At 71.5% G+C, this 21072-nt stretch carries 20 protein-coding genes; 11 read left to right on the forward strand and 9 right to left on the reverse strand.

All coding sequences use genetic code 11. The features are described from left to right. The first annotated feature begins 70 nt into the window (after nucleotides 1-70). From Q4V64_RS10300 to Q4V64_RS10310, 3 genes are read left to right on the forward strand one after another with little or no spacing between them, the layout of a single operon-like run. Nucleotides 71-1468, forward strand: a complete 1398-nt coding sequence (locus Q4V64_RS10300; protein WP_124443479.1) for a gluconate:H+ symporter — start codon at nucleotides 71-73, stop codon at nucleotides 1466-1468. A 10-nt stretch (nucleotides 1469-1478) separates the two neighbouring features. After that, the gene (locus Q4V64_RS10305; protein WP_124443478.1) at nucleotides 1479-2252 is read left to right on the forward strand and encodes an SDR family oxidoreductase; all 774 of its coding nucleotides are present in this window, start codon (nucleotides 1479-1481) and stop codon (nucleotides 2250-2252) included. 17 nt (nucleotides 2253-2269) lie between these two features. Next, on the forward strand, nucleotides 2270-3316 hold the full coding sequence (locus Q4V64_RS10310; protein WP_172629459.1) for an L-idonate 5-dehydrogenase: 1047 nt from the start codon (nucleotides 2270-2272) through the stop codon (nucleotides 3314-3316). Here Q4V64_RS10310 and Q4V64_RS10315 read toward each other — a convergent pair. From Q4V64_RS10315 to Q4V64_RS10340, 6 genes are all read right to left on the reverse strand, one after another. Continuing rightward, nucleotides 3297-5300, reverse strand: coding sequence for a nitrate- and nitrite sensing domain-containing protein (locus Q4V64_RS10315; RefSeq protein ID WP_253267269.1), 2004 nt, complete (start codon nucleotides 5298-5300; stop codon nucleotides 3297-3299). The genes Q4V64_RS10310 and Q4V64_RS10315 overlap by 20 nt on opposite strands. A 49-nt stretch (nucleotides 5301-5349) precedes the next feature. After that, complete coding sequence (locus tag Q4V64_RS10320; RefSeq protein WP_124443476.1) at nucleotides 5350-6171, reverse strand: MHYT domain-containing protein; 822 nt, start codon at nucleotides 6169-6171, stop codon at nucleotides 5350-5352. A gap of 494 nt (nucleotides 6172-6665) precedes the next feature. After that, on the reverse strand, nucleotides 6666-7289 hold the full coding sequence (locus tag Q4V64_RS10325; RefSeq protein ID WP_124443475.1) for a cytochrome b/b6 domain-containing protein: 624 nt from the start codon (nucleotides 7287-7289) through the stop codon (nucleotides 6666-6668). After that, nucleotides 7273-7998, reverse strand: a complete 726-nt coding sequence (locus Q4V64_RS10330; RefSeq protein ID WP_124443474.1) for a molybdopterin-dependent oxidoreductase — start codon at nucleotides 7996-7998, stop codon at nucleotides 7273-7275. The genes Q4V64_RS10325 and Q4V64_RS10330 overlap by 17 nt, the downstream gene beginning before the upstream one ends. 93 nt (nucleotides 7999-8091) lie before the next feature. Continuing rightward, a complete protein-coding gene (locus tag Q4V64_RS10335; protein ID WP_124443473.1) occupies nucleotides 8092-9633 on the reverse strand; it encodes an APC family permease in 1542 nt (513 codons plus the stop codon). 57 nt (nucleotides 9634-9690) lie between these two features. Next, nucleotides 9691-10641: a hypothetical protein gene (locus tag Q4V64_RS10340; protein ID WP_124443472.1), complete on the reverse strand. Its 951-nt coding sequence runs from the start codon at nucleotides 10639-10641 to the stop codon at nucleotides 9691-9693. A 307-nt stretch (nucleotides 10642-10948) separates the two neighbouring features. Here Q4V64_RS10340 and Q4V64_RS10345 point away from each other — a divergent pair, with 307 nt between their 5' ends. The 7 genes from Q4V64_RS10345 to Q4V64_RS10375 all read left to right on the forward strand — a co-directional run bounded on the left by Q4V64_RS10345 (nucleotide 10949) and on the right by Q4V64_RS10375 (nucleotide 16411). Further along, a complete protein-coding gene (locus tag Q4V64_RS10345) occupies nucleotides 10949-11842 on the forward strand; it encodes a DMT family transporter (protein WP_124443471.1) in 894 nt (297 codons plus the stop codon). Nucleotides 11843-11865: 23 nt separating this feature from the next. Further along, nucleotides 11866-12375 carry an NUDIX domain-containing protein gene (locus Q4V64_RS10350; RefSeq protein ID WP_124443470.1) on the forward strand — a complete coding sequence of 170 codons (510 nt, stop codon included), beginning with the start codon at nucleotides 11866-11868 and terminating at the stop codon, nucleotides 12373-12375. Nucleotides 12376-12764: 389 nt separating this feature from the next. Then, nucleotides 12765-13157 (forward strand): DUF202 domain-containing protein, encoded by a 393-nt coding sequence (locus tag Q4V64_RS10355; protein WP_124443467.1) that lies wholly within the window; start codon nucleotides 12765-12767, stop codon nucleotides 13155-13157. A 4-nt stretch (nucleotides 13158-13161) separates the two neighbouring features. After that, nucleotides 13162-13494, forward strand: a complete 333-nt coding sequence (locus tag Q4V64_RS10360) for a DUF202 domain-containing protein (protein WP_124443466.1) — start codon at nucleotides 13162-13164, stop codon at nucleotides 13492-13494. Between the two features lie 139 nt (nucleotides 13495-13633). Next, complete coding sequence (locus tag Q4V64_RS10365; RefSeq protein WP_124443465.1) at nucleotides 13634-13930, forward strand: hypothetical protein; 297 nt, start codon at nucleotides 13634-13636, stop codon at nucleotides 13928-13930. A 218-nt stretch (nucleotides 13931-14148) separates the two neighbouring features. Further along, a complete protein-coding gene (locus Q4V64_RS10370; protein ID WP_124443464.1) occupies nucleotides 14149-15183 on the forward strand; it encodes a phosphotransferase family protein in 1035 nt (344 codons plus the stop codon). Between the two features lie 4 nt (nucleotides 15184-15187). Then, nucleotides 15188-16411, forward strand: coding sequence for an acyl-CoA dehydrogenase family protein (locus Q4V64_RS10375; RefSeq protein WP_124443463.1), 1224 nt, complete (start codon nucleotides 15188-15190; stop codon nucleotides 16409-16411). 68 nt (nucleotides 16412-16479) lie between these two features. On the opposite strand, the gene Q4V64_RS10380 is transcribed toward Q4V64_RS10375, so the two are convergent. Genes Q4V64_RS10380 through Q4V64_RS10390 form a run of 3 tightly spaced genes read right to left on the reverse strand, consistent with a single transcriptional unit; the run spans nucleotide 16480 to nucleotide 19569 of the window. After that, a complete protein-coding gene (locus Q4V64_RS10380; RefSeq protein WP_124443462.1) occupies nucleotides 16480-17073 on the reverse strand; it encodes a TetR/AcrR family transcriptional regulator in 594 nt (197 codons plus the stop codon). A 46-nt stretch (nucleotides 17074-17119) separates the two neighbouring features. Beyond that, the gene (locus Q4V64_RS10385) at nucleotides 17120-18799 is read right to left on the reverse strand and encodes an AMP-binding protein (RefSeq protein WP_124443461.1); all 1680 of its coding nucleotides are present in this window, start codon (nucleotides 18797-18799) and stop codon (nucleotides 17120-17122) included. Beyond that, nucleotides 18796-19569, reverse strand: a complete 774-nt coding sequence (locus tag Q4V64_RS10390; protein WP_124443460.1) for an SDR family oxidoreductase — start codon at nucleotides 19567-19569, stop codon at nucleotides 18796-18798. Before Q4V64_RS10390 ends, Q4V64_RS10385 begins: the two co-directional genes overlap by 4 nt. A 124-nt stretch (nucleotides 19570-19693) precedes the next feature. Here Q4V64_RS10390 and Q4V64_RS10395 point away from each other — a divergent pair, with 124 nt between their 5' ends. Then, complete coding sequence (locus Q4V64_RS10395) at nucleotides 19694-20926, forward strand: DUF1343 domain-containing protein (protein ID WP_124443459.1); 1233 nt, start codon at nucleotides 19694-19696, stop codon at nucleotides 20924-20926. Nucleotides 20927-21072: the final 146 nt, after the last annotated feature.

The raw sequence follows: 21072 nt of genomic DNA on the forward strand, positions 1-21072 counted from the left end.
ACACCCTCAGCACCACACCCCCCTCAGCAACACCCCTCCCCCCTCATCCCCGTACCTGCAAGGGACCCCCGTGACCAGACTCAGCGTCGAGATGCTGGCAGCGGACGCACCCGAGCCGATCACCTCGGCCGGTCACGCTCAGCTGGGCATCGCCGTACTGGCGGGCATCGCCGTCATCGTCCTGCTCATCACCAAGTTCAAGCTCCACGCCTTCCTGTCGCTGACCATCGGGTCGCTGGCGCTCGGCGCGTTCGCCGGGGCACCGCTCGACAAGGCCATCACCAGCTTCACCACCGGGCTCGGCACCACGGTCGCCGGCGTGGGCGTGCTGATCGCCCTCGGTGCGATCCTCGGCAAGATGCTCGCCGACTCCGGCGGCGCCGACCAGATAGTCGACACGATCCTCGCCAAGGCGAGCGGCCGTTCGATGCCGTGGGCGATGGTGCTGATCGCCTCGGTGATCGGTCTGCCGCTGTTCTTCGAGGTCGGCGTCGTGCTGCTGATACCGGTCGTGCTGATGGTCGCCAAGCGGGGCAACTACTCGCTCATGAAGATCGGCATCCCGGCGCTCGCGGGTCTGTCCGTGATGCACGGCCTGGTGCCGCCGCACCCCGGCCCGCTGGTCGCGATCGACGCGGTCGAGGCCAACCTGGGCGTCACGCTCGCGCTCGGCGTGCTCGTCGCCATTCCGACCGTGGTCATCGCCGGTCCGCTGTTCGCCCGGTACGCGGCCCGCTGGGTGGACGTCCCGGCCCCGGACCGGATGATCCCTCAGCGCGCCTCCGAGGAGCTGGAGAAGCGTCCCAGCTTCGGCGCCACTTTGACCACGATCCTCCTGCCGGTCGTCCTGATGCTGTCCAAGGCGCTGGTCGACATCGTCATCGACGATCCCGAGAACACCGTGCAGCGGGTCTTCGACGTCATCGGTTCGCCGCTGATCGCGCTGCTCGCCGCCGTGCTGGTGGGCATCTTCACCCTCCTGCGGCCCGCCGGGTTCGCCAAGGAGCGGGTCTCGCAGCTCGTCGAGAAGGGCCTCGCGCCCATCGCGGGCATCCTGCTGATCGTCGGCGCGGGCGGCGGTTTCAAGCAGACGCTGATCGACTCCGGTGTGGGCCAGATGGTCCTGGAGATATCCGAGGACTGGTCGATACCCGCCCTGCTGCTGGCCTGGCTGATCGCGGTGGCGATCCGGCTGGCGACCGGCTCGGCGACCGTGGCCACGGTCTCGGCCGCCGGTCTGGTCGCCCCGCTCGCGGCCGACATGTCGACGACCCACGCGGCCCTGCTCGTCCTGGCCATCGGCGCCGGCTCGCTCTTCTTCAGCCATGTCAACGACGCCGGGTTCTGGCTGGTGAAGGAGTACTTCGGCCTGGACGTCGGCCAGACCATCAAGACCTGGTCCGTCATGGAGACGATCATCTCGGTCGTCGCCGGCGGTGTGGTCCTGCTCCTCTCCCTGATCATCTAGGAGTACGGCGATGAGTCACCCTCTGTTCGACATCAACGGGCGTACCGCCCTGGTCACCGGCTCCAGCCGGGGCATCGGACTGGCGCTGGCCCGCGGGCTGGTGGAGGCGGGCTGCCGGGTCGTCCTCAACGGACGGGACGGCGACCGCCTCACGAAGGCCGCCGCCGAGCTGTCCTCGGACGTGCACACGGCAGACGTGCACACGGCCGCGTTCGACGTCACCGACGGGGCGTCGGTGCGCGCCGGGATAGCGGACGTCGAGGAGCGGGTCGGCCCGCTCGACATCCTGGTCAACAACGCGGGCATGCAACTGCGGGCCCCGCTGCTGGAGTTCGCGGAGTCCGACTGGCACCGGATCCTGGACACCAACCTCACCAGCGCGTTCCTGGTCGGCCGGGAGGCCGCGCGCCGGATGACGGAACGCGGCCACGGCAAGATCATCAACATCTGCTCGCTGCAGAGCGAGGTGGTCCGTCCGGGCATCGCGCCCTACGCGGCCACCAAGGGCGCGCTGAAGATGCTCACCAAGGGCATGTGCGCGGACTGGGGTCCGTACGGCGTGCAGGTCAACGGACTCGGCCCCGGCTACATCGAGACCGAGCTGACCCAACCCCTCGTCGAGGACGAGGAGTTCAGCGCATGGGTGCGGCGCCGGACGCCGGCCGGGCGCTGGGGCCGTACGGAGGACCTGGTGGGCGGGGTGCTGTTCCTCGCCTCGCCCGCCGCGGACTTCGTCGGTGGACAGGTGCTGTACGTCGACGGCGGCATGACGAGCGTGCTGTGACCTCCGGGGAGACTGTGATGCTGGGTTGTGTGATCCACGGTCAGGGCGACCTGCGGGCCGAGGAGTTGCCGGTGCCGACACCAGGCCCCGGGCAGGCGCTGGTCGCGGTCCGCTACGGCGGGGTCTGCGGGTCCGACCTGCACTACTGGCGGCACGGCGGGGTCGGCGACTTCCGGCTCCGGGAGCCGATGGTGCTGGGCCACGAGGTGGTGGGCACGGTCGTCTCGTACGGTGACGGCGCCTCGGGTCCGGTTCCCGGTACAGCCGTCGCGGTCCACCCGGCGACGCCCTGCGGGGTGTGCCCGGAGTGCACGGACGGGCGGCGCAACGTCTGCCGGGACACCCGCTACCTCGGCAGCGCGGCCCGCTTCCCGCACGTCCAGGGCGGGTTCGCGGCCCAAGTAGCCGTCCCGGCCGAGCAGTTGAGGCCGCTTCCGGCGGGTCTCGAACTGCGCCGGGCGGCGCTCGCCGAGCCGCTGTCGGTGGCGCTGCACGCGGTGCGGCGGGCCGGTGACCTGCGGGGCAGGCACGTCCTGGTCACCGGCGCGGGTCCCATCGGGTGTCTCGTGGTCGCGGCGGCCAAGGCGGCCGGCGCCGGGCACGTGACGGCGACGGACCTGCTCCCGGAGGCGCTGCGGTACGCCTCGGCGGCGGGCGCGGACACCGTCGTACGCGCGGATGATCCGGACGATGCCGGGTGGCCGTCCGAGGCCGATACGGCCGTGGAGGCGTCCGGGGTGGCCGCGGGCCTCGACACCTGCCTCCGGCTGGTGCGGCGCGGCGGGGTCGTCGTGCAGCTCGGGATGCTGCCGGCGGGGCAGAGCCCCTTCGCCGGGAACCTCGTGGTGAGCCGGGAGATCGAGCTGCGGGGGGCGTTCCGCTTCGACGGGGAGTTCGACGAGGCGCTCGAACTGCTCGCCGCGGAGCCGGTGTTCGACGCACTGGTCAGCGCGGTGGTTCCGGTCCGGGAGGCGGAGTCGGCGTTCGCGCTGGCGGCGGACCGGAGCAGGTCGTGCAAGGTGCTGCTGGACTTCGGCGCGCCCGCTACCCCCGCTGCTGCGTGAACAACGCCGACGCGGGGGCCAGTGCCCGGCCGCCGTCCTGGCCGGCGGACCGCGTGGCGTCGTGCGCCGGCGTGTCGTCCCGTATCAGGTTCTCGGGGATGAGGACGGCCGCTGTGGCCCCGCCGCTCGCCGAGGAACGCAGTTCGACGCGCAGGCCCTGCCGGCCGGCGATGCGGTTGACCACGAAGAATCCGATCTGCCGGGCGTCGAGCAGGTCGACCCTGTCGGACTGGATCTTGCGGTTGGCCTCGGCCATCGCCTCCTCGTCCATGCCGAAGCCGCTGTCCTCGATCTCGATGAGGAGGCCCTCGCGCAGCCGGGCGGCCCGCAGCTGGACACGGGAGCTGGGCGGTGAGAAGGAGGCGGCGTTCTCGACGAGTTCGGCGAGCAGGTGGATGACGTCGGCGACGGAGCCGCCGTTGAGGGAGGCGCTCGGTACGGCCCAGATCTGGACCCGGCCCGGCTGCTCGATCTCGGCGACGGCGCCCCGCAGGACGTCCAGCAGCGGGATGGGGTCGCGCCAGCCGCGTCCGGGCGCGATGCCGGACAGGATGAGAAGGCTCTCGGAGTGGCGGCGCATCCGGGTGGCAAGGTAGTCGACCCCGTACAGCTCGTGCAGCTCGGCGGGGTCACGCGGGCGTTGCTCCAGTTGGTGGAGCAGGTCGAGCTGGCGGTGCAGCAGCGCCTGGCTGCGACGGGCGAGGCTGACGTACACCCCCGAGATGCCGCTGAGCAGTTCGGCGCGATCGGAGGCGGCCTTGAGCGCGGCCCGCTGCACGGCGGTGAGCGCGGTGCCCACCTGGGCGAGTTCGTCGCCGACGAGGCGGCGCATCGGGGCCTCCGCGTCGATGTCCACGCCCTGCCCGGCGTGCAGTCGGCGCATGGCCTGCGGCAGCCGGCGCCCGGCGACTTCGAGGGCGTCGTTGCGCAGATCGAGGAGTTCGACGATGAGCCCGCGGCCGACGACCACGGACACGAGCAGCGACAGCAGCACGCCCACCAGGCCGAGGACGACGGCGATGCCGGAGGCTCCCAGCGTGTCCGAGCCGAACGGGTCCGCCTTGGCCGTGGCTCCCGTGCCGGCGTCCGACTCGGCCTCGGCGAGCCCCTTCAGCACGGTGTCGGTGGCCTTGTCCCAGTCCCCGAGGAGGCCCGCGGAGACGGCCGAGGTGCCGGGCCCGGCATCGCGCACCCGGTCCTCGACGGCCGCGAGCGTCTCGTAACCGCCGCTTTGCAGCACCGCGTCGTAGGCCGGCCGGTGCACCGGCTTCAGGTCGGCGACCGCGGGCTTCAGCAGCTCCCGTTGGGTGGCGACGGCGCCGACGAACAGCGTGTACTGCTCCGTGGTGAGTTTCCCTGCCCCGCTCCCCGCGGCGAGAAGGGCCTGTTCCTGAGCTACGGCCTCCCGGACGCGGGCGAGTTCGAGGACGACCCGTGCCTCGGAGGCGGCGTCGGTGCCGTTCTCGCCGGTGAGCGCCCCGGTGACGGCGAAGGCGTGCTCGATGACCGTCGAGTACGCCGTGAACGCCTCCTGGGCGGTGCCCGTCGTGTCGGTCTGCGCGCGGAGCGCCCGGAGTCCGCGTGCGTCGGCCTCCAGGCGGTCGATGCGGGCGGGCAGTCCGGCGTCGAGGAGTTCGGCGTCCGCGGTGGCGGTGTTGGCGCCGTCGCGGAAGGCGGTGGCGGCCTTGTCGGTGGACTTGCCCGCTGCCTTGAGAGCGTCGAGGTCGGCCGTGTTCGGCGCGGCGGCGTGGCGCGTGGCAGCGGTCCGTTCGGTCTGCAGTGCGGTGACGAACTCGTCGACCGGGGCGAGGAGTTCGGCGTTGACGTCCTTGACCCGCTGGGTGTCGCCGATGTTGGAGGCCGTGGTCACCGCGGCGAAGCCCCACAGCGCCATGAGGGACACGATGGGCAGCATGAGCAGGGCGACGATCTTGGCCCGGACCGATCTGGGGCGCAGCCGTGCCATGACAGGGGGGACACGCATGGGATACCTCTTCGAGGGTGTGTGCGTCGCGGCTCTGCGGGCCTACGGCTCAGGCGGTCGCGGTGGTGCCGGTAGCGGGCGCGGTGGCGGTGGCGGTGGCGGTGGAGAGCTCGACCTCGCGCAACAGTTCGGTGGCGACGGACTCGGCGCGCTTGCCGGTCGGAGAGAGCGCGACGTACGCCGAGGTGAGGAAGAGGAACGAGCCGAGCAGCACGGCGAGCGGGAAGAGGAACTCGGTGGCCGTGGCTCCGGGCAGCTCCGCGCTGCTGGGCGCGAGCCTGACGTCGACGGCGTACATGGCGGTGTAGTGCATGCTGCTGACCGCGAGCCCCATGACGAGCGCGGCGACGGCGGTGAGGACGGGGCCGCGCACGATGAGGGTGAGGATGAGCGCGGCCGTCGCGGCGACGACGGCGATCGCGACGGAGGCGAAGACGAGGAACGGGTCGTAGCCGACGGTGCCGTGCAGGTTGAGCGCGGCCATGCCGGTGTAGTGCATGGCGGCGACGCCCAGTCCGGTGCCGAGCCCGCCGAGCACCACCGACGTCACGCGCGAGCGTCCGTACCCGGCGGTGAAGACGCCGGCGCTGACCACGGCGATGGCGATGACGAGGCTGAGGACGGTGAGCGGGACGTCGTAGCGGATGGGGGTGCCCTCGACGCCGAAGCCCATCATCGCGACGAAGTGCATGGTCCAGATGCCGGAGCCGATCGCGAACGAGGCCAGCAGCAGCCAGTTCCGTTTCGAGGCGCCGTCGGCCTCGAGGGCCCTGACGGTGCACCGCAGGCCGAGCGCCGAGCCGACGCAGGCCATGACGTAGGACAGGACGGGCGTGACCCATCCGGCGCTGAAGTGGTCCATGTGTCCCATGGAAAACCCCTCTCGCCCGCCGGGCGGACAGCACAGCGCGCACGGTGATACCGCCGGCGACAGAGGCCCGGGGGGACGAGATCAAGCCACCGCTTGCCGGAGGACGGTGAGGATTAAAGTACTGCGGTGTGGGTTACAGCCCCGTTTGCACGCAAGTGCTTCACATTCCCCTTGCTTTGCCCGTACTTTCACGGCCGCTCGGGCAGCGGGACATCCCAGGACGGCAGGGCTCCGTACATCTCGGGCATGGCCGAAAGGTGCTCTGGGAAGGCGGTCCATGAGCTGCGCTCACGCTAGGGGGTGTTTTGAAAGTCCCGTGCGGTGCCCGCGGTGTCCGGTGCGTGCCCTCGGCGTGCCGGACGAAGGCCCTCGATGGGGGTCCCCCCGCTCGAGCGAAGCCGAGAGTGGGGGAGGAGCTACTTGGGCCTTTGGCCGGTGCGGCGAGGGTGCGTGCCGGGCGCCGCGGGTGCTGTGCGGGACTTTCAAAACACCCCCTAGGGGCGCCACAGCGGATGCTCCTGCTCCGCCCACTCCCGGCTCACTTTTCCGGTACGCAGCCCCCGGCGTGCCTCCGGGTCGGCGAGGGCCATGCCGATGTGGCCGGCCAGCACGATGCCGATGGTCAGCGCGAGCCAGTCGTGGACGAAGGTCGCGCTGGTGCGCCAGACCAGCGGGGTGAGGTGGGTGAACCACATCAGCAGGCCCGTGCCCAGCATGACCAGCGTCGCCCCGGCGATCCAGGCCGCGTAGACCTTCTGCCCGGCGTTGAACTTGCCCGCCGGGCGGGACGCGGGCCGTCTGTCGCGGCGCAGGGCGGCGCGCAGCCAGACGCGGTCGTGCGGGCCGAAGCGGTTCAGGAAGCGCAGGTCGCGACGGAACGCGCGGGAGGCGAGACCCACCAGGACGGGCACGGGCAGGGCGAGTCCGGCCCACTCGTGGACGCGGACCACGAGTTCGCGGCGGCCGACGAGTTCGGCGAGCTGCGGGACGTACAGGCAGGCCGCCGTCACCACGCACACGCCCATCAGCGCGGCGGTGGTGCGGTGCACCCACCGCTCGGCGCGGCTGAAGCGCGGCAGCCTCGCCGCGTCGGACGGGGCGTCAAGTCGTAGGCTCATCGTCCCGCCCGTTCGAACGGCCGACCCAGGCGTCGATGTCGTAGCCCCGTTCCTCCCAGTAGCCCGGCTTCACGTCCTCGGTGACGGTGATGCCGGAGAGCCACTTGGCGGACTTGTAGAAGTACATGGGCGCCACGTAGAGGCGGACCGGGCCGCCGTGGGAGTGGCCGAGGTCCTTGTCCTGCATGCGCAGCGCGACCAGGACGTCCGCGCGGCGGGCCTGGTCGAGGGTGAGGCTCTCGCTGTACGCGCCGTCGAAGCAGGTGAAGCGCACGGCCCCGGCCTTCGCCCGCACCCCGGCGGCGTCGAGCAGCCGGGACAGCCGCACCCCTTCGAAGGGCGTGTCGGGGACCCGCCAACCGGTGACGCACTGGACGTCCTTGACCATCCGGGTCTGCGGCAGGGCGCGCAGGTCGGCCAGTGTGTAGGTGCGCGGGCGGTCGACGAGGCCGTCCACGGTGAGGCGGTAGGTCTCGGCGTTCTTGTGGGGCACGGAGGACGTGACCGAGTAGTAGCGGAAGCCGCCGCCGTTAGGGAGCAGGCCCGTCAGGCCGGTCGGGTCCTTGTCGGCGGCGCTGCCCAGGAAGGCCTCCAGGCCGCGTTGCAGGGTGGGCGCGGCGACCACGCCGAGCGCGCCCAGGCCGAGGGTGCCGAGGACGACGCGGCGGCCGACGGGTGCGCCACGTTCCTCGGGCTGTTCGGAGTTCACGGGTTCATTCGAACACCCGCGGCCCGGGGCGGACCAGGGGTCGCGGGTGCTCGTCAGGGTTCCGTAATCACTTCTTACGCGGCTGAGAGGTCGTTACGACGCCTTCTCCGCGGCTTTCTCCAGCTGGAACGCCTCGTTGCCGAGACCGATGCGGGCGTGGGCCTCGGGACGGCGGGCGCGCAGGATCAGGCCCTGCACCAGGCCGATCGCCACGGCGAGCCCGATGATGCCGGGCAGTATCCAGCTGAGCGACGAGTCGGGGCCGGCGCCGACCAGGACGTCGAAGTCCTTGACGGTGTAGCCGGCGATCACGAGCAGGGCGATGCCGGCCAGGGCGGAGGTGAGCAGCCGCCAGGCCTGGGCGGCCGCGGCGCCGCGGCGGACGAAGAACACGATGACCGACAGGCTGGCCGCCGCCATCAGCACGATCACGCCGAGGGCACCGATGTTGCCGAACCAGGTGAACAGGTGCAGGACGGGCTCGGTGGGATCGCCCGCCGGCTTGTCGTCGGCGACCGCGAAGGCGGCGACGACGACCACGGCCACGGCGGTCTGCAGCAGCGAACCGGTGCCGGGAGCGCCGCTCGTGCTGTTGGTGCGGCCGAAGGCGGCGGGCAGCAGTCCCTCGCGGCCCATGGCGAAGGCGTACCGGGCCACGACGTTGTGGAAGCTGAGCAGGGCCGCGAACATGCCGGTCACGAACAGGACGTGCAGCACGTCCGTGAAGGTGCCGCCGAGCCGGGACTCGGTGAGGGAGAACAGCAGTCCGGCGCTCTGCTTCTGTGCCTCGCCGACGATGGCGGCGGGGCCGGTGGCGACGGTGAGGGCCCAGCTGCTGAGCGCGAAGAAGACGGCGACCCCGCCGACCGCGAGGAACATCACGCGGGGCACCAGGATGTGCGGGCGGCTGGTCTCCTCGGCGTACACGGGCGCCTGCTCGAAGCCGAGGAACGCCGCGATGCAGAAGCACAGGGCGGTGCCGACGCCGGCGCCGCTGAGGGTGTCCGGGTTGAAGGCGTGCAGCGACAGACCCTGAGCGCCGGGATCGGCGACGGCCGCGATGTCGAAGATGACGACCAGGGCCACCTCGACGATCAGCAGGACGCCGAGCACGCGCGCGTTGACGTCGATCTTCAGCCAGCCCAGCGCGCCGACGACGAGCGCGGCCGCCAGCGCGGGTATCCACCAGGCGACCTCCAGGTCGGCATAGGTGGCGAAGAGGCCGGAGACCTCGAAGCCGAAGATGCCGTAGATGCCGACCTGGAGGGCGTTGTAGGCGACGAGGGCGACCAGGGCCGCGCTCGCCCCCGCCGTACCGCCGAGGCCGCGGGAGATGTACGCGTAGAAGGCGCCCGCGTTGTGGACGTGCCGGCTCATCTCCGCGTAGCCGACGCCGAAGAGGACCAGGACCACGCCGAGGAGGACGAAGAGGAGCGGCTGTCCGACGATGCCCATTACCGCGAATGTGGTGGGCATGACACCAGCGACGACCATGAGGGGGGCGGTCGCCGCGAGGACGGAGAGCAGCAGGCCGCCGGTGCCCAGGCGGTCGGCCCGCAGCGCCCGCTCCTGCCCTTTGAAGGTGCTGATGCCGTCGGCCGTTGATGTGCTCGTGCTCGAACTGCCCGTGGTCATCGGGAGACCGTCCTTCGTTCGGAATCGGGGTGTGGGGTCGGGGCTGTGTCGGGGAGGTCAGACCATGCCGAGCGCGCTGTCGCGAGCGGCACGGAAGGCGGGGTACGGATCGCGGTCCGGGTACGACCACGGCGCCGGGGTGGCGTGTTCGCCGATGCGGTGGAACAGGGCGGCGGCCTCGGCGCCCCGGTCCTCGCAGATCTTGGCGTGGGCCAGGAAGTTGAGATCGACCAGCCGCCGGGGGTGGCCCTCGTGCTCCCACTCCAGCCACCAGTCGAACGCGGCCTTCATCACCTGCCGGGCCCGGCGTCCGGTCCAGTGCTCGGAGGCGGCCGGATCGGGGGGCGCGTGTCCGGTGGCGGCCAGCACGCGGTAGCGCTCGGCGTGGGCGACGACCGGGAGGATCGCGAGCGGGGAGTCGGCGGGGGCCTGTTCGGCGGCCCAGGCGGCGAAGTCGTAGACCTCGTGGAGGGGATCGGGGCCGGCGTCGGCGCGGCGCTCGGCGAGGCGGGCGACCATCAGGTGATGGGCGTGGTGGTGATCGGCGTACCGCGCGCGGACTTCGCCGAAGAGCCGGACGACCTCCTCCCCGGCGCCCAGGCGGCGCTCGAGCATGAGCAGGCCGAGCCAGGGCGTGGGGTCGGCGGGCGCCAGGGCAGCGGCGGCCCGGCAGGCCTCCCGGGCCCGGACCGGCGTCTCCTTGCCGCGCAGGGCGCGCCGGACCTGGGCGAGGGCGAGCAGGACGGCGGCGTCGGCGGAGTCGGGCTCGGCGAGCAGCCAGTCGCGGGCCCAGGCGGCGCTGTAGGGCTCCCGGGCCAGGACGGTGACCCGGTGTCCTCGGCGGTCCCAGTCGTCGCCGGTGCGGGCGAGCAGCGTGCGGGCGGCCTGCCACCGCCCCTGGGCCAGCGCGGCGCGCGCGGCGACGAGTTCGGCGTCGTCGAGGGCGGCGTCGAGCGTTCGGCGGGCGTGCTTGCGGCCGCGCCCGAAGGGTGGCGGGGGTGGGGACACCGCGGGGACTTCCTCACACGCTCTTTTCCGGCTCGTTCGCCTTCGGGGCGCTCCCGGCCCGAGCTTCGGTCTGGACTTTTCTTTTCGCCATCGGTTGATCACGCACAGCCAACCCCCAGCCAACGCTTTCCGTCAAGGCCTCTCCGGGCGTTACACGCGTCAACCTCCTTGAGCCGGTGGGCACTTGTGTGACACTGCGGGAACACGCACCCAGGCCCCTGTGGCGTACGCCATGGCGCGCCCCACCCCCGTCCCGCACGATGATGGCTCTCCCGCGGCCCGACCGGATGATCTCGAGGTACACAGCTTGTCGGTTCTGGTTCTCGTCCTCTCCTTGAGCGCGGCGTGCTGCCTCGGCTTCGGCTTCGTACTCCAGCAGAACGCGGCCCGGCAGGCACCGCTGAGCGACTTCCTCTCGCCCCGGCTGCTCCTCGACCTCATGAAGGTGCCGCGCTGGCTCGGCGGCATCGGGCTGATGGCGGCCGGCATGGCCCTCGGCGCGATCGCACTGGGCCAGGGCGAGATCTCCCTGGTGGAACCCCTCCTGGCCACGAACCTGCTCTTCGCCCTCGCCCTGTCCCGCAAGCAGAGCAAACAGCCGCTGGGCCGCCAGGGCTGGGCGGGCCTGACGCTGCTCGCGGGCGGGGTGACCGCGTTCATCGTGGCGGGCGAGCCCCGCGGCGGCACCGCGGTCACCGATCCGCTCCGCCACTGGCTGATCATCGGATCCATGCTGGGCCTCGCCCTCCTCCTCACCACGCACGCCAAGCGCTCCCGCCTGAGCTCCGGCCCGGTACTGCTCGCACTGGCCGCCGGCCTGCTCTACGGCGTGCAGGACGCGCTGACCCGGGTGAGCGGCCAGCGTTTCTCCGAGGGCGGCCTCATGGAACTGCTGACGGACTGGCAGCCGTACGGCGTGCTGGTGCTCGGCGTCACCGGCCTGATCCTCGTCCAGAGCGCGTTCGAGACGGCGCCCCTGCGCATGTCGCTGCCCGCCCTCACGGCGGCCCAGCCGCTGGCCGGTATCGCCTGCGGCGTCGGCTTCCTGGGCGACCGCCTGCGGACCGACACGGGGGCGCTGGCCTGGGAGGCGGCGGGACTCGCGGCGATCGTGGTGGGCATCGTGCTGCTGGGCATGCACCCGGCGATGCCCAGCGGTGCGAGGCAGCCCGAGCGGGCCCGGGACCTGCAACCGCAGTGACCTGACCCTGCTTGGATGAGGTCATGAGCGCTGCTGACGAGATCCTCGACATCGTCGACGAGAACGACCGGGTCATCGGCCGATCACCGCGCGGCGAGGCGTACGCGAAGGGCCTGCGCCACCGCTGCGTCTTCATCCAGGCCAGGGACGCGGAGGACCGCCTCTTCATCCACCGCCGCACCCCCACCAAGCTGGTCTTCCCCTCCCTCTACGACATGTTCGTCGGCGGAGTGGTCGGCGCGGGCGAGTCCTACGACGACGCGGCCCTGCGGGAGGCCGAGGAGGAACTGGGCGTGACGGGACTGCCGCGCCCGGAGTACCTCTTCAAGTTCCTCTACGACGACGGAGCCGGCCAGAGCTGGTGGTCGGCGGTGTACGAGGTCCGCTGCGACCCTCCTGTACGGCCGCAGGCCGAGGAGGTGGCCTGGCACGACTTCCTGCCGGAGGCGGAGCTGGAGCGACATCTCGGGGACTGGGAGTGGGTGCCGGACGGATTGGCGGCGTACGAGAGGCTCCGCGCGTTTCGGGGGTAGGTCCAGGTACCGCCTGCTGTCCAGTCACCCGGCGTGGTTGCGGGCCTCGCTGGGGGCTCCGCCCCCAGACCCCCGGGCCTGTGCCCACCCCACCACCCGACTCGGTCGGCCAAGAGGTGACCGTAGAAGCCGCACGGCGGTACAGCCGCGTACGGCGGCAAGGGGACGTGTCGGGGGGTGTCCGCCCGCAGCGGTTGGCGCGTCAACCCGGGCACGCTGGTAAGTGACCGATTCCGCGCCGTTCCGAGGACGGACACCCCCCGACACGGCCCCGACCCACCCCCCAACCGCAGGCGCTACCCGCACCCCCACCGAACCCGCACAGGCCGCCGCAGGCCTCCCGCCCAACCGCCGGAGGCACCCGGCAGCCACCCCGATAGGGTCTGGACGTGATCGGATTCGCACGGAACGTCCGGCTGTGGTTCGCGCCGCAGGCGATCCGGGAAGAGGGCGGCACCCCCGACTACCGGTTCTCGCTGGCGAACGAGCGCACCTTCCTGGCCTGGCTGCGCACCGCCCTCGCCCTGATCGGCGGCGGCTTCGCCGTGGACCAGTTCCTGCCCGACCTGCGCTGGGGCTGGCGCGTCGGCCTCGCTCTCGCGCTGCTCGCGGCGGGCGTGCTGTGCTCCCTGCGGGCCGTCAACCACTGGATCCGCTGTGAACGGGCCATGCGGCGAGGCGAGGACCTCCCGGTCTCCAGATTCCCGGCACTGCTGAGCCTCGCCGTCGCGGTCGTGGCCGTCGCGATGGTGATCGTGGTCCTCGTCGGATGGGAAGGGTGAGCAGGTGAGCGGAACGGCTCCCCGCACGGCCCACGACCGGGATCCGGGACTGCAACCGGAGCGAACCCGCCTCGCCTGGCGCCGGACCACGCTGTCCAGCACCGCCGCCGCCCTGCTGGCGATGAAGACCGCGCTGCACGGCGGGACATCGGCGGCCGCGATCATCGTCTGCGCCCTGTGCTCCGGCCTGTGGCTGGCCTTCCTCCTGATCGCCCACCGCCGCATCCGCACCCTGGCAGCCACGAACAGCCCACCCGCGCTCACTCCCCGGCACGCGGCGGCCGGGGCCCTCCTCACGGTCGCCCTCGCGCTGTGCGCGGCGGCGCTCGTCTTCTGACGTCTTGAACGAACGTCTTGAACGAACGTCTTGAACGAGTCTTGGTGGGCGAGCCCAGTGCCCGCGCCCTACCGTCGGTAGGAGATGACCTTCATGGCCCTTCATGGGCCCCGCACCGTCGAAGTCGAAGGCGAGCACCATGACCACCCTCCACCACGAACACGCCTCCCACACCCACACGCACGGCCCGGACTGCGGCCACACCCGGGTACCGCACGGCGACCACGTCGACTACGCGCACGACGGGCACCTGCACCGCGAGCACGGCGGCCACTGGGACGAATGCGAGCCCGACGAGCACGTCTCGCACGAGGGCCACGACCACAGGCACGGTGCGGACTGCGGGCACCCGAGCGTCCTGCACGGCGACCACGTCGACTACCTCCACGACGGCCACCGGCACGCCGAGCACGAGAGCCACTGGGACGACCACTGACCCCACAAGGACCCCACACGGACCCAACACGGACCCCAGACTGACCCCACGCGGACCCGCTCCTGGCCGAGAAGGCACCGCCGACAGCTCCCCGTCGCCCCGCGCGGGGAGCTGTCGGCCTATCGTGGCTCCGATCACGTTCCACTCCCCCACTGGACGACATACCGACCGGTCGGCATCATTGGTCAGGTCGCGTTCACCCGCCCGTAGGAGCATTGATGAGCCCCGACCATCCGCCAGGCCTCGACCTCGACCGGCTGCGCGCCCTGCTCGACCGTGAGCGGCCCGGCCTGGTCCACGGCCCCTTGACCGGCCGGCTGATCGAGGGCGGACGGTCGAACCTCACGTACGCGGTCTCCGACGGCACCGCGCGGTGGGTCGTACGGCGGCCGCCGCTGGGCCACGTCCTGGCCACCGCGCACGACATGAAACGCGAGCACCGGGTGATCAGCGCCCTGCACCCGACGGACGTGCCGGTGCCGCGCCCCATGCTGATGTGCGAGGACGAGGAGGTGCTCGGGGCGCCGTTCTACGTCATGGAGTTCGTCGAGGGCACCCCGTACCGCACGGCCGACCAGCTCGCCTCCCTCGGCCCGGACCGCACCCGAGGGGCCGTCCTGAACCTCGTCGACACGCTCGTGGAGCTCCACGCGGTGGATCCCGCCGAGGTGGGCCTGGCCGGCTTCGGCCGACCCGAGGGCTTCCTGGACCGGCAGCTGCGGCGCTGGGGCAAGCAGCTGGACGCCTCCCGCAACCGCGAGCTGGCCGGCATCGACGAGCTGCACGCGGCGCTCGGCCGGGAGCTGCCCCGATCCCCCGCCCCGGCGGTCGTACACGGTGACTACCGGCTCGACAACGTCCTGATCGGCGAGGACGACACGATCAAGGCGGTCCTCGACTGGGAGATGTCGACACTCGGCGACCCGCTCACCGACCTCGGCCTGCTGGTGATGTACAGCATCCCGCTGGGCACGGCCGACTCCTCGGTCTTCACGACCGCCGAGGCTCCCGGCCACCCCGCACCCGCCGAACTCGTCGAGCGGTATGCCGAGCGCTCGGGACGTGACGTCTCCGCGGTGTCCTGGTACACGGCGTTCGCCTGGTTCAAGCTCGCCGTGATCCTGGAGGGCATCCACTACCGGTACACCCTGGGCCAGACGGTCGGCCGCGGCTTCGACCGCATCGGCGACCTGGTCCCGGTCTTCATCGAGCACGGTCTGACAACTCTTCAAGCAGGACTCCAGGAAGGCTGAGGCCATGGACTTCGCGTTCGACGCGCGCACCGAGGAACTGCGCGCCAAGCTGCTCGCCTTCATGGACGAGTACGTCTACCCGGCCGAGCAGACCGCGCACGAGCAGCGCGCGCGGCTGGCGTCGCCGTGGGACACCCCGGCCGTGGTCGAGGAGCTGAAGGCCGAAGCCCGCAGGCAGGGCCTGTGGAACCTCTTCCTGCCCGACACCGAGTACGGCGCCGGCCTGACGAACCTCCAGTACGCTCCGCTCGCCGAGATCACCGGCCGCAGCCCGCAGCTGGCGCCGACCGTGACGAACTGCGCGGCGCCCGACACCGGGAACATGGAGGTCCTCGCCCAGTTCGGCGACGAACAGCAGAAGAAGCAGTGGCTCGAGCCGCTGCTCGCCGGTGAGATCCGCTCGGCGTTCGCGATGACGGAGCCCGAGGTGGCCTCGTCCGACGCCACGAACATCACCACGCGCATCGAGCGAGCCTCCGATGGCACGGACGAGTACGTCATCACCGGCCGCAAGTGGTACATCTCCGGGGCGATGAACCCGGACTGCAAGATCCTCATCGTGATGGGCAAGACGGACCCGGAGGGCGCCGACATCCGGCGCCAGCAGTCCATGGTCCTGGTCCCCCGTGACACCCCGGGCGTCACGGTCGAACGCGCCATGCAGGTCTTCGGCTACGAGGACCACTACCACGGCGGCCACGCCGAGGTGGTCTTCGACCACGCGCGCGTGCCGGTCTCGAACCTGATCGGCGAGGAGGGCGGCGGCTTCGCCATCGCCCAGGCCCGGCTCGGTCCCGGCCGGATCCACCACTGCATGCGGCTGATCGGCATGGCGGAGCGGGCGATCGAGCTGATGTGCCGGCGGGCGACGTCGCGCACCGCCTTCGGCAAGGCGCTGGCCCAGCAGGGCGTGGTCCACAACTGGATCGCGGACGCCCGGGTCGCGGTCGAACAGCTGCGGCTGCTGGTCCTGAAGACCGCCTGGATGATGGACACGGTCGGCAACAGGGGCGCCCACGCGGAGATCCAGGCCATCAAGATCGCCACGCCCCGCACGGTCGTCGACATCATCGACCGGGCGATCCAGCTGCACGGCGCGGGCGGGGTGAGCCAGGACTTCCCGCTGGCCGAGCTGTACGCAGTCGCCCGCACCCTGATGATCGCCGACGGCCCGGACGAGGTGCACCAGCGGTCGCTGGGGCGGCGGGAGCTGAAAAAGTACCTGTGAGCTCTTGCGTTGCTCCCGGTGTAAGGGGCGGCTGTCAGTGGCAGCCGCCCCTTACACCGGGAAACGCCCTACGGTCGCAGCGCCCGCAGCAGCAGGTCCGCCAGATGATCGGCGACCTCCTGGGGGCTGAGAGGGCCGTCGGGCCGGTACCAGGTCGACAGGTGGTGGACGGAGCCGAAGTGGTAGTCCACCACCAGGTCGGCAGGGGTCGCCTTGGAGAAGACGCCGACCTCCTGACCCTCCTCGATCAGCGCCCGGAACCGCTCGTGGTACCGGCGCCGCTCGGCACGCACCTGCTTGTTCTTCTCCGGACTCAGGTGGTGCATCGAGCGCCAGAAGATCATCGCGTCGTCGAGCTTGTCGATCGTCGTGACGACGACGTCGGCCGCCGCGTCCCTCAGCCGCTTCTCGACGGGCTCGTCGGCGTCCGCGAAGGCATCGAGTCTCTCCTGCTGGACGCGCAGCACGCGCGCGTACACCTCGTGCAGGAGGTCGTCCTTGGAGCCGAAGTAGTGGTACAGCGCCCCCTTGGTGACGCCGGCCGCCTCGACGATCTCCTGCACCGAGGTGCGGTCGTAGCCCTGCTCGGCGAAGAGCCGGGTGGCGGCGGCCAGCAGCCGCTGCGGCACGGGAGTCCCGTCACCGTCCGTTGTCCTGGGCACTGCCGCCACCTGCCTTCCGAGTCCTTCTTCTGTTGCTTTTCTGTTGCTACTGCTGTTGCCGCTTGTCGTCATGCGTGCGGGAACGCAGTTCCCGACGGAGGATCTTCCCACTCGCCGTCTTCGGCAAGTCGGGCAGGACCTCCACCTGGCGCGGGGATTTGTAAGCGGCCAGTCTGTCCTTGCAGTACGCGGCGAGCGTATCGGGGTCCGTCTCGGCACCCGGACGCAGGCTGATGTAGGCCTTGACGGTCTCGCCGCGGTACCCGTCGGGCACGCCGACGACGGCCGCCTCGCGCACCGCCGGGTGCGTGTACAGCACGTCCTCGACCTCGCGCGGCCACACCTTGAAGCCGGACGCGTTGATCATGTCCTTCTTGCGGTCGACGACGTACAGCCAGCCCTGGGGATCCATGAAGCCGACGTCGCCGGTACGCAGTTCCCCGTCGGGGAAGGTCTCGGCGGTGGCCTCCGGGCGCCGCCAGTAGCCGGGGACGACCTGCGGCCCTCGTACGACGATCTCTCCCTGCTCGCCGAAGGGCACCTCCCGGCCCTGGTCGTCGAGGATCCGGACGACCGTGTCGGGGCCGGGCACGCCCACCGCCAGCGTCCCGGAGGCCGGGTCGACGGGTGCTTCCAGGCCGGGCGGCACGGAGGCGCAGGGGGCGGTGCACTCGGTCAGCCCGTAGCCGTTGCGGATGTACGGCCCGAAGCCGGCCCGGAACTTCTCCACCAGGGCGGGCGGCAGCGGCGCGCCGCCCGAGGAGATGTTGGCGAAGGACGAGAAGTGGTCCGGCGTGACGGACGGGTGGGCGGCCAGCGCAATGAAGGCGGTCGACGGGCCGACCGTGTAGTGGGGCCGGTGCTCGGCGAACGCGTCCAGCACCACGCCCGCCTCGAAGCGGTACGCCAGGACCAGCGTGCCCGCGCTGTTCAGGCAGGCGCCGAGCTGGCAGACCATGCCGGTGATGTGGAACAGCGGCGCCATCGCGAAGTAGACGGGCGCCTCGGGCAGGGCCAGCCCGGTCCGCTGCCGCTCGGCGTTGTGCATGATGTTGCCGTGCGTGTTGGTGGCGCCCTTGGGGGCGCCGCTGGTGCCCGAGGTGTAGCTGATCAGCGCGATGTCGTGCGGGCCTGCGTCACTGCCCTCCGGCGCCTTGTGACCCGCGCGGGCCACGGTCGCCAGGTCGTCGGCGTCCTCGGCATGCGGGAGCCGCTCGAAGGTCAGCACGCGCGCGTCGTCACGAGTCTGGAAATCCAACTCGCAGCCGGTGAGCACGATCCGCACCGGAGAGTCGGCGGCCGTGTCGCGCAGATACGACTCCCAGGCGCGGTCGGAGCAGATCAGCGCGGCCACCTCGCCGTCCCGCAGGACGTGGCCGACCTCCCCCGACTTGTACATGGGGTTGACCGGCACGACGGTCGCCCCCGCCTTCCAGGCGCCGAGCACGGCGAGCACGAAGTGCGGGGAGTTCTGCAGCAGGACCGCCACCCGGTCGCCGCGCTCCAGTCCACGGGCGGCGAGGTGACCGGCGACGGAGTCGCTCAGCTCGTCGACCTCGCGGTAGGTCAGGCGGCCGTCGAAGTAGGCGAGGAAGGTGCGGTCCGGGGTCTCGGCGACGGCCCGGCGCAGGGCGTGCACGAGGGAGTCGGCGGGGTCGATCGGGGCGCGCTGGGCATCGTCGAGCAGGGCCAGCCAGGGCTTGGCGGCGTAACGGGAGTCGGTCACCGGGTCGTCTCCCACTTCTGCTGGATGTGGTTCATGTTCGTCAGCCAGCGATCGGGGTCGGTGGCCCTGGCCTGGTAGAACCCGGCGACCTCGGGGTGCGGCAGGATCAGGAAGCGGTCCTCCTCGATGCCCCTGAAGAGGGCGTCCGCCACGTCGTCCGGCTCGATGGCGGTCGGCTGGAGCACCAGGTCGCCCGCGCTGCCGGTGGCCGCCAGCATGTCGGTGCGCACGCCCTGCGGACAGATCGCGTGCACCTTCAGACCGCGGTGCCGGTACGTCAGCGACAGCCACTCGGCGAAGGCGTAGGCGCCGTGCTTGGTGACGCCGTAGGGCGCCGCGCCGATCATCGTGAGCAGCCCGGCGGCCGAGACGGTGGACACGAAGCGGCCGCTGCCGCGCTCCAGCCAGCCCGGGAGCAGTTCGTGGGCCGCGCGCACGTGGGCCATGACGTTGACGTCCCAGGAGGCCGCCCAGACCTTCTCGTCGAGCGGCGCGGCGGTGTCCCCGCCCTCGAAGGCGACGCCGGCGTTGGCACAGTAGACATCGACGGTGCCACCGAGCGCCTCGCGGGCCTCGGCGACGATCGCGGAGGCGTCGCCGGGGACGGCGATGCCGCCGATCTCCTCGGCGACGGCTCGCGCCCGCCCGGCATCGAGGTCGTTGACGACGACGCGAGCGCCTTCGCCGGCGAAGCGACGGGCCAGTGCGGCTCCGATGCCGCCCCCGGCCCCCGTGACGACCACACCAGCACCCTGAACGGCTTCCACCATCGGTCTCCTTCGACTGCGGCTCCTCGGCGCCAGACTAAGCGGTCGGTATGTAGCGACGGAAGGGTGGACGACGCAGGGGTGCGAGGCCGCGTGGGAGCGCATACCGTTCCCACGGAGGTCACCCATGCGTCTACGAAGACGAACCTTGCTCACAGCAGCCGCGGCAGCCGCAACCCTGCCCGCAGCGCCCCCCGCGTCCGCGGCCCCCCGCCGGATGCGAACCGGCTTCGAGAACCTGGCCGCGAACGCCTACGCCCCTCTCCGCGGCCCGCGAATCGGCATCGTCACCAACCCCACCGGCGTCACCCGCGACGTCCACCACATCGTCGACGTCATGCACGCCGACGACCGTGTGGACCTGACCGCCGTCTTCGGCCCCGAGCACGGCTTCCGCGGCACCGCGCAGGCCGGTGGCTCCGAGGGCCGCTACGACGACCCGGCGACCGGCCTGCCCGTCTACGACACGTACCTGAAGAGCGGGCAGCCGCTCGCCGACATCTTCACCGCGTCCGGCGTGGACACCGTCGTCTTCGACATCCAGGACGTGGGGGCCCGTTTCTACACGTACATCTGGACGCTCTACGACTGCATGGAGGCCGCGCGGCTCGCGGGCAAGCGGTTCGTGGTCCTGGACCGGCCGAATCCGGTGACCGGGCGGGCGGCCCTGGGGCCGGTGCTGCACAAGGAGTTCGCGACGTTCGTCGGGCGGCAGCCGGTCTCGCAGGCGCACGGGATGACCGTCGCGGAGCTGGCGCGGCTGTTCAACGGGGAGTTCCTGGCCGCGCCGGTGGAGCTGGACACCGTACTGATGACCGGGTGGAAGCGGTCCGAGTGGTACGACGCCTCCGGGCTGCCCTGGGTGCCGCCGAGCCCGAACATGCCGACACCCGACACGGCTCTCGTCTACTCGGGGACGTGCCTCTTCGAGGGGACGAACCTGTCGGAGGGGCGCGGGACGACCCGGCCGTTCGAGCTGCTGGGCGCGGAGGGGATCGACGGGCGGTGGGCCGCCGCGGTGAACGAACTCGAGCTGCCCGGCGCGTACTTCAGGGAGGCGTATTTCGCGCCGACCTTCTCCAAGTTCCAGGGCAGGACGATCGGGGGCGTGCAGATCCATGTGCACGACCGGGACGCCTACGACCCCGTCCGCACCGGAATCGCGCTGCTGGTGACCGCCAAGAAGGTGTGGAGCGGCTTCACTTGGCGCCCGGACAACTGGATCGACAAGCTCACCGGGTCCGCGCGGGTGCGCACGATGATCGACGCGGGAGCGGACACCGCCGAGGTGGTGGCGGGCTGGGGCGAGGAGCTCGCGGCGTTCCGGCGGGTGCGGCGGGAGTACCTCCTCTACCGGTGAAGCGGTGAAGCGGTGAAGCGGTGAAGCGGTGAACACATGAACGGGTGAACGGGTGAACGGGTGAACGGAGCATCACCCGGATGAGTCACGACGTATGGCCAACTCGGCCCCGTAGCAGGACGATGCGCGCACATCGCACCACTCCG

Source organism: Streptomyces sp. NL15-2K (assembly GCF_030551255.1).
GTDB lineage: Bacteria > Actinomycetota > Actinomycetes > Streptomycetales > Streptomycetaceae > Streptomyces.